Here is an 8,993-nt window from a genome sequence, read left to right as displayed (position 1 = left end):
ATTCTTCCGCCGACTGACATTATTCCACCTACAGATATTATCCCCCCAACAACTTACATCGGTTCACTGTTGTCGAGCGGGGCGTTTGTGTCTGGAGATGTGTACTGTGACGGCGTTCATCTTGAAAACGGAACGTTCAGTGTTAAACAAGGCGTGAGTTTTAGTTGTACCTTGGGTCACCTTACTTTAGGTGATTTCACTGCTCCTTTCCCTGAGATAACAGAGTTCACGATTTCAAATGATGGGCTTAACGCGGCATTTGAGTTGACACAATTACACGGAGACAACGTTACTAAAGTACTCGAATCAATTGATGTTTGTGAGACAGAAAGTGTTATCTGTTTAAAAGAACTGGATGCTTTTGATATTGAGGATGTGTTCTCGCAACTTGATGATCAAGATGCTGTCGATACATACTTTTCATCGAAAGAAGAAGAATCTACCGATGAAGTAGGTAAGGCTCCTAGTTCACACGTAGACACAACTGTTGTTCCTGCGGTTGACCCTAATGCGGACAATAACCTTAACGCTGGTTTTGTTTCTGCAGACGCGGAGTCTACCTATGCTTATAAGCCAAGTGTTGAAGGTAAGGTGTTAACTCGCAGTAAGCTTACAGATGCTAATGGTACGCCGATTTCTGGGATCAGTTTCTTTTCGGCTAACGCGACGGGCGTGACGGATGAAGAGGGAATCTTTGAGTACCTGTGGGGCGACAGAATCGTTTTTGGTATTGATACATTTGAGTTTGGCTCCATTACGGGTAATCAGATTGCTTATCAATTGTCTGATGTGACCAATAATGTGGTAGAGAAAGCGAATATCCAGTCATTACTAGAGCGCTACGCGGTTGATCATCTAAGTCATTATGAGATATCTGAAGAAGTCCAAGATACCTTTTCAAAGTACCCTAACGTTATAAATGAACTGATTAACCTAACTCTGCCAAATGGGGGATTAATAGAGGGTACAGACTTTGAACTTCCTAATGAGTTTGTTAGTCAGTTTAGCCAAGGGTTAACGGGAGTAATCGATGAGCAGCTGCGCCAAACGCTTCAGTTTATGGATTATGTTCGTCAACCTGCCGTTTTATCTATGGATTCTGGTCAGTATGTAACAGAGTCTCTGCAGCAAATCTTTCACAACGTCACCACATTCCATGTATTCAATGATAATGGTAGCTTTTACGGTGCAACGGGTTATACCCGTGGTATGCGAGCTCTGAATATATCGAACAGAGCATTCCCTGTGATGATGCCAAGAACTGATAAAAACCGTGAGCTTTACTTTGGTGAGCAACAGGCCTGGACTCGTGAAGGCAAGCCTTACATCGCACAACACCCAAGTATCTCGATGCCGCCGATTCCTTTAGTCTCTGAAGACAACGCGACTTATGGTTTTCCATTCGTTACAGCAGGCGAGATAGGCAAAGGTAAGGTCGTGTTCATGGGTAATGGCTTATATCCAAGTATTCTGTCATGCCCTGAAAATTATTGGGCCAATCGAACATTGCATATCGATAGCAACAAACAACAGTGCACTGTTTCGACGTTCGAAAACCTACTGCATGATGACCAAGGCAGCATGAGGTCGTTTTTCTCGAACTTGTTTGAGTGGTTCAATAATGGTCTGCCTATTGCTGGGATGAATGCAGTCACCAATATTGACCAAGCTTATTCGGCTTATCACCACTCCACAATGGGTAAGCAGTACACGTTTTTTGTTAGTCCTCAGTATGGTTTTGCATCAGTAGAAAAGCGCGGTTCAGGTGACTTTGATGGTTTGGATGCGAGCACCACGCCTATTTTGATCCTTCAGGCATACCCACCTAAGTTGGTTCAAGATGGCATGACTAACCAGTTTGTTGCTGACTTGGATAACCCTAACTTAAACCAAGACGATATTACGGCTCTTATTAACTATGTTAATGACGGTGGCAATATCTTGTTTATGGATGCGATTCAAACGACTAACCCTGAACCTATTGGGCGCTTAGCGGACGCCGCGGGTGTATCTCTAGGTGGTGAAAACGTTACGCCAACAAACCAAGCTTTCTGCGGTAGCTCTTATTACTGCCAAGCGCCGTATCCAAATCTTCACGTGAAGAGTGAAAAGGAAATGGTGGTTCTTGAGCGTTTTCAAGATAACCAAGGAGAGCCTCCGTTCACGGTAAATCAAGATGGTACGGTTGAGTGGATTGAAGATGAATCCAAAATCAAGTTTGAAATCCCGACTTATGAGGTTGCTAAGTTAGACGCTGAAGGGAAGCCAGTGCTTGATGCGTCTGGTGTAACGGTAATGGAGGCAAAATCCGCACGTATCTTTGTTGAATCTGTAGCAGAGCGTGAAGCGGCGATCAAAGAACTGCAGTCGGCATTCGTTGGCACTGAGCTTTGTAAGAACGAGTATGAATACGAATTTAACTGTATAGAGACTCGTTCTGGAGACGGTGTGACTGTTCGCGGTGCTTATCATAGAGCCGATTTCGATCGCTATGAAGTGAGTAAAACCATTGTCGACAGTATGGTGAAAGCAGCGAACTTGGGTTCTAACTTTACAGCGCTCTACGAGCACGAGATTTACTATCGCACGAAAGGTACTCAAGGTAAGCGTCTGTCTAACAGCGAATTGAATCAAGCGTTTGATAACCTGTCTGTTTGGATATGGAATGACAACGCATACCGATTTGAAACAGACATACAAGATGAGTTGGGGTTCAAGCAAGCTGTTCAGTTCCTTAACTGTTATACCGAAGACTTACATCAAACAGATACACTAGAAGCACAGTGTCCTGTTGACCTAAAAGCGTCGTTAGTCGCTAATGGAATGATACACGGCGAAGGTGAGTTATCGGGACAGTTGAATCCGAGCTATCCATTAAATTACATGGAGAAACCTCTGACTCGCATTATGTTGGGGCGCTCATTCTGGGATCATGAAATCGTTGTTGATACCACAATGTATCCGGGTCGAACTTCAGGTGCATCTTCGTCAAGTTCGGTTCTTATCCAAACAGATGGCAAGGGCGTCACGTATTCGGCTGGGAACAATCAATCGACAGGTTTATGGGCTCCTCAGCTACAAGATGTGACGATTAGTCATGGTGTCGCTGCAACGATTACTGTAATGATGGCGGATGATCTTACAGGTAAGCCGAATCACGAAACGAGTTTGAAACGCCCTCCACGTATGCAAACCAGCTTTGACTACAATGGATCGAGCTTAACTTTCAAGGTTCCATATGGTGGCCTTATTTACATTCAACCGAAAGTAAAAGAGCTTGGTGAAGTCTCGTTTAGCATTGAGGGCGCGTTAAAAGCTGCTTGGTGGAAAGAGGGACAGTGGATTAACACTATTCAATCGGCAGACGCACCAATTGCAGAAATCGATACGGGTTCATTTATTTACACTACACCAATAAGGAATCTAGAATCCGCTGATTTGAACCAATTCGCAACAGATATGAATCGATTCGCTGAAGCTGCAAGTGACTTCTACGGGCGTGATGAGAAACAAAGCACTGGTTTACACCGTAGGTTCACTTATCCAGAACTGAAGGCGTTCCGCCATCGTTTTGTGAATGACGTGCAGATTTCGATTGGTGCTGCTCACTCTGGTTACCCAGTGATGAATTCAAGCTTTAACGCAAATCGGACATACATTCCAACCAACCCTGTGAACGACTGGTTGTTGTGGCATGAAGTTGGTCATAACTTAGCATCAGCTCCTTTCCTAGCGGCTGGTAGTACAGAAGTGACCAATAACCTTCTTGCGTTGTATATGCAGGAGTTAGAGGGGCGCAATGCAAACCCTGAAATGGATCGTATTAAATCGGATATTAAGAAAGCACCTAAATGGCTAGAGCTTAATAATGAACATGCGTGGTCACATGGTGATGCAGGTTTACGATTAGTTATGTTTGGTCAGCTAAAAATCTGGGCAAAATCGAACTTTGCAATTGATGATTGGTATACACGCGGCGCAAGCCAATCTGATGTGTATGGTGAAGATGAAGGCTGGAACATGTTCAAACTTATGCACCGTAAAGCTCGAGGTGATACAGAGGGTGATGCGGTTGAAAACTATTGTAGTGCCAAAGATACTGGGCTAACCGGTGGCGACTTAATGATGGTATGTAGCTCCTACGTTTCGAACTATGACTTAAGTGATTTCTTTGTTGCTTGGAACGTGGGAGAAACCTCGATGACTAATGCTGATGGCTCGAAGTCTTATAGTGGTGGAATTAGCTCTAAAGGTCTTAGTGCGGTTGAACAGTTAAAACTAGAGAAACCAAAGAACAGCCCTTTGAATGTTGATTCAATTTACTAACGCTAATTCTTGCTAAGGCATTTTACAGCTAAAATATAAACGCCACACTTAAATTACGTGTGGCGTTTTTGTTGCAATGTTCTAGAAATTTCAGCTAGATCAGTCTTCTACATGATGTTTAATACTTCGGCTGCCATTGGTTGGCTGTCCTTGCTAGAGAAAGCAGGTTAAACTGTTCGCATCATAATTCTAAAGGATGGTGCCATGTACCACGGTCATATCTATTTCCCTCTGCGCTTTGCAGAGCAGGCAGAAACACTGCGTCAGAAAATTCTATCGGAACGCAAAGATGTGCTAGAGACTTTCCCATTAATACAGCGTTTGGTTGGCCCACATAAGATGCCGATGTTTGAGATTCACTTTGCGAACAAAGAGTCGGGTATTGTTGAGTGGCTTGAACAAGAGCGCGGCGACATGTCGGTGCTTATTCACCCAGTAACGGGCGGTGAAGAAACTTTGGATCACACAGTACGCGCGACATGGCTTGGTCGTGAGCTAGGTGTATTCGAAGAAACGCTAAGTAGCTAATTTAATTCGCGCCCGACAGTACGTGCCTAATCAACGTACTTAGTAAATATCGCTGCTGTCGGGTGTGCCAATACTCACTTATGTTTTGAACTATGCTCTTTCTTAAATAACTAGCTTCTCCAGCTGTTGCCCAGTAACAGTGATACCGCTACCGACACACCTAATGCGATTAATATATTAGGTAAGTACAGCCCCCAAATCGCGACACAAACCGCCACCGTTACCACAGCCCACAACAGTGTTTCTAAAATCCAAGTGCCCATAAAATAACTCCTAACTAGATTGTGCGACTAGCATAACCAAGCAAGGGTAAACTTTTGGTCACCATCAATTAAGCATCTACAGAATTACCTTAACGTTGAACTCATTGTTGTGAGTTTCATGAGTAAACTGCCAACCTTGGTTCTGACAAACGCGATCAATGAGCTCTAGGCCGATACCAAAAGAGGTTTGCTGTACTGAGTCGTTTGCTAGGTTTTCATCTTCCAAACGGTTGGTTACCTCAAACTGATGTTCTGTCAGTGTGATGCTGATATCTCCGCTGCCACCATGCTGAAATGCATTTCGGATTAAGTTGGTGATCACAACCTCGGTTAACTCCCGGGGCAGGGCATGTTGTTCTTGCTCAACCTTGGTTTGAATGTCCACTTCTTTGTTTTTTAGAAGATATCGTTGGCTTTCGATAATATTATTGAGCAGGGATTCTAGCTTGATTTGCTCATAGTTGGTATCCATTTCGCTATTACGACTCATCCACAGCAGAGTTGTTACCAAGGCCTTCATGTTGGTAGCTGAGCGTTGGATTCGCGCGACGGCACGTTGGCCGCTGTTGGGAATGCTTTCAGACAAGCGAACCAGCATATCGCCACTGGCTGAAATAGTGGCAATCGGTGTTCTTAGTTCGTGGCTCGCAGCTCTTAAGAAAAAGCTCTCACGCTCATTGGCCTGTCGTTCACCGTGCACGCTTTTAATTAGTTGGGAAGCTAACTGATCGATCTCTTTATATCGAAACTGAGTCAGACCTTCAGTGTTGCCCACATCCAAAGATTCAGACCATTTTGATAGGGTAATAATCGGTTTGGTGACTCGATGTATCAGAAGGCGAATGATTAAAAATACCAAGAGTAAAAGGGCGCCGATGGCAATGAAGGCATTGTTAATTTGGTTCACGGAATCGGGTGGGTTGAGCTCGAATAGATTCAAGTAGATGGCTTCGTCGTATTCAGAAATGATGTACAAGGCTTCGTCTTTACCAGAAACTTGATGTTTGGCTGCATAGAGATATTGGCCTGACTCATTGTTAGGCGAAGGCTGGTAACGATCATAAATAGCGTCGTTATCAAACGTATTCCAATCAAAGGCTTGTTGAAACTTAGTGGGCAGTTCCGAATAGCTTAGAAAGGCTTGGAATGTTGGGTTTTGGTAGTCTGGCAGTTGCCCTGTTTCGATGTATTGCTGCTCTGCCACTTCCAGCTCATATAAGAATCCATATTTTGCCGATTCATTGAGACCAATATGATAGCTCTGAGATACCATCAAGCTGTAGATGGCAGTGAGTAATACGACGATGCCAAATAAGTAGAGGTAGATATCACGCTTGATACTGACTCGATTCATGTTCGGGTGCTTCATGATGACTCCCCATGTAAGACAACACCAATGCCATGAACCGTGTGAATTAGTTTTGAGTCAAAGGGCGCATCAACCACTTGTCGAAGCTTAAACAGGTGCGCTTTCATGCTATCAGAGCTTGGCATTTCGTCTTCCCATGCTTCTTCAAGCTTGGCTTTGCTCACCACGTTAGGGCTGTTTCGCACTAACATCACGAGCATTCGCCAACAAACTGGGGAGAGCTTCAATAGCTTGCCGTCTCTAACAGCTTGGTGCTTGTCTAAGTCCAGCTTGAGATCTGCCACAGACAGAGACGTCACCGAACCTTGAGAGCGACGTATCAGCGCCATCAGCCGTACTTTGAGTTCTTCCATCGCAAAAGGCTTCACTAGATAGTCATCCGAACCGACCTCGAACCCCGCGATCTTGTCTTCTAACGTGTCTCTTGCCGTTAACATGAGAATCGGAGTGGTTACGCCTTGCTTCCTAAGAGATTGGCAGACATCAAGCCCATCCATTTTAGGCATGTTGATGTCCGTTAAGATGATGTCATAACGCCCCTCTAGCGCAAGATTGAGCCCAGCACTGCCATTGTAAGCAAAATCGAATTCGAACCCATCGAGTTCCATATAGTCTGCAATGGCTTCTGCCAAGTCGCTGTCGTCTTCAATCAACAGGGCGTTAATACTCATAAGTGTCCTTACTTTGTTTTTCGTTCTCTTTTCCAAGCCCAGATAGGCGGCTGAATAAGAAGTTGTAGTCGGTAGTTCCAATTTGGCGCGTGCCATAATTGTTGGCACAGTTTAACGTAGCCGTGGAAATATACCTTAAATGGGTTCACAGAGTTGATTCTCGGGAACACACCGTATCTGACTTCTTCCTCTTCTTTAGCGAAGGTGCCGAACATCTTGTCCCAAATAATGAAGATGCCAGCATAGTTCTTATCAAGATACTGCTTGTTGGTTGCGTGATGCACTCGGTGGTGTGAAGGCGTATTAAAAACGGCTTCAACAGGGCGAGGCAAGCGTTTAACGGTTTCAGTGTGCAGCAGTGTTTGAAACAGTTGAACAAAGGTTTCACACATCAGAACCACAAACGGATTGAAACCCAGCAGAATTAACGGCAAATGAAAGAAGAACGGGAAGAACCAATCTAAAGGCCCAAAGCGATAGGCGACCGAGATATTAAAGTAAGGCGAGCTATGGTGAACCGAGTGCGTTCCCCAAGCTAAACCGTTGCTGTGCAAGAATCTGTGTTCCCAGTAGTACGCGAGATCGGCCAAGATCAAGCACCCCAGAATTGTCCAACCGGATATTGGCAGTTGAGTTGGGCTGAAGTTCTCGTAGGCGTAAACAAAAGCACCAACATAAGCTAACCCGACAAAGAAAACGGTAACCAATAAGAAGAACAAGGTGACTAAGTTGGTCGCGCTGTCTCCCAACATATTCCAGCTGAGCTTTTTCTTAAAGGCATAGCGGATAAGCTCAAAGATAAACAGAGCCAGAGCAAGCAGTAGAAAGTTGTCATCGACCCAAGTCTCGGTAAGGATGATGCTTGTTTCTGTGAATGTTTGAGAGAGAAAGCTCCCAATGTTATCCAAAGTGAAATCCATAACTAAATCCTTTACTGATTGTTCTTATAATAGACGTATAACTCACTAGAATCTGGCAACCCATGCTGATTCAGCTGGTGATGTTCTATAACCATATCCACTTCTTTTAGAATCGCGATACCTTCCCAAGCATGTGCTAGTTCCTGTTCAGTATGCTCGCCTTTACCTAGCAGAAGGGTGCCCTTGGCTTTGCTTGGAATCTTAATTAAGGGTTTGTTTTTATTTGATTTTGATTGCTGAATCGGGAAGCCAATCGTGATCGTTGCTTCGCTGAAATCTAAGCTGATGTCTTGATAGATCACGATGACTTTCTGTTGTGCGTTCTCTTTGTCATTGACTTCGAGGTTCTGGTAGAAGTCCACCCATAACTCAGGAACATCCTCTAATGGAATCGTCTTGCTCAAACCTTGCAGAAAAGTCGTGTTTGCAGTCGCCTGTTGTTTGACCTCTACGGACTTGTTTTTTTGCTGTTTGTCGATTGATGACTTGTTCGTTGATAACTCAGCGATTGGCTGCTCCGTCGATGCATCCGCAATCGCAGGCTGAATATGTAATAGCCCCCAGACAACACCAGTAATACCGACTGTCGTGAGTAATGAAGCGAATAATTTCATGCTCTTTCCTTGTGGTTCATTTTTCTTATCAAGGACAGTAAAGGAGGCGAGGTAAACAAAAGGTAACCGTGGGGATTGTTTTGGTCAGAGGGTATAGGTGATTCATTAAAAAAGGCTCCTCAAATGAGGTAATGCCGTTCGGATAAGCATTATTGCTTGAACCTGAACGGATATTTGGCTGGGACAAAGAGGACTGAACGTGGAAACGTTCGGTCCTTTCTTTTATCTGGAAGAATGAAGTGACTCAAACTGTCTCTCATCCTTTTCAGTTTTACAGGTAGAGTTCCGTCTGGGCTTAAAGC

Annotated in this window: 7 protein-coding genes and 1 pseudogene; 2 read left to right on the top strand and 6 right to left on the bottom strand. The window is 44.3% G+C overall.

Annotation, left to right across the window (positions count from 1 at the left end; all coding sequences use genetic code 11):
- Both AB4180_RS21415 and AB4180_RS21410 read left to right on the top strand, forming a co-directional pair.
- On the top strand, positions 1-4,326 hold a 4,326-nt coding region (locus AB4180_RS21415; RefSeq protein ID WP_372081973.1), incomplete at its 5' end, for an SslE/AcfD family lipoprotein zinc metalloprotease.
- 204 nt (positions 4,327-4,530) lie between these two features.
- Positions 4,531-4,854, top strand: a complete 324-nt coding sequence (locus tag AB4180_RS21410; protein ID WP_017085490.1) for a DOPA 4,5-dioxygenase family protein — start codon at positions 4,531-4,533, stop codon at positions 4,852-4,854.
- A 110-nt stretch (positions 4,855-4,964) separates the two neighbouring features.
- Here the strand turns inward: AB4180_RS21410 and AB4180_RS21405 are convergent, their stop codons facing one another.
- The 6 genes and pseudogenes from AB4180_RS21405 to AB4180_RS21380 form a co-directional block, all read right to left on the bottom strand.
- Positions 4,965-5,117 carry a hypothetical protein gene (locus tag AB4180_RS21405; RefSeq protein WP_009844874.1) on the bottom strand — a complete coding sequence of 51 codons (153 nt, stop codon included), beginning with the start codon at positions 5,115-5,117 and terminating at the stop codon, positions 4,965-4,967.
- A gap of 76 nt (positions 5,118-5,193) precedes the next feature.
- Positions 5,194-6,486 (bottom strand): sensor histidine kinase, encoded by a 1,293-nt coding sequence (locus AB4180_RS21400; protein WP_102250590.1) that lies wholly within the window; start codon positions 6,484-6,486, stop codon positions 5,194-5,196.
- The gene (locus AB4180_RS21395; protein ID WP_061023409.1) at positions 6,483-7,157 is read right to left on the bottom strand and encodes a response regulator transcription factor; all 675 of its coding nucleotides are present in this window, start codon (positions 7,155-7,157) and stop codon (positions 6,483-6,485) included. Before AB4180_RS21395 ends, AB4180_RS21400 begins: the two co-directional genes overlap by 4 nt.
- 8 nt (positions 7,158-7,165) lie before the next feature.
- Positions 7,166-8,077: a sterol desaturase family protein gene (locus tag AB4180_RS21390; RefSeq protein ID WP_102250589.1), complete on the bottom strand. Its 912-nt coding sequence runs from the start codon at positions 8,075-8,077 to the stop codon at positions 7,166-7,168.
- A gap of 11 nt (positions 8,078-8,088) precedes the next feature.
- Positions 8,089-8,691 carry a hypothetical protein gene (locus AB4180_RS21385; RefSeq protein WP_102250588.1) on the bottom strand — a complete coding sequence of 201 codons (603 nt, stop codon included), beginning with the start codon at positions 8,689-8,691 and terminating at the stop codon, positions 8,089-8,091.
- Between the two features lie 149 nt (positions 8,692-8,840).
- Positions 8,841-8,993 (bottom strand): annotated as a pseudogene (locus AB4180_RS21380) (IS4 family transposase); the annotation flags it as partial.

Origin of the sequence: Vibrio sp. 10N.286.49.C3, assembly GCF_041469545.1 — a bacterium.
In the GTDB taxonomy this organism is placed as follows: Bacteria; Pseudomonadota; Gammaproteobacteria; order Enterobacterales; family Vibrionaceae; genus Vibrio; species Vibrio tasmaniensis_A.
This window is presented reverse-complemented; position numbering and strand designations above follow the sequence as displayed.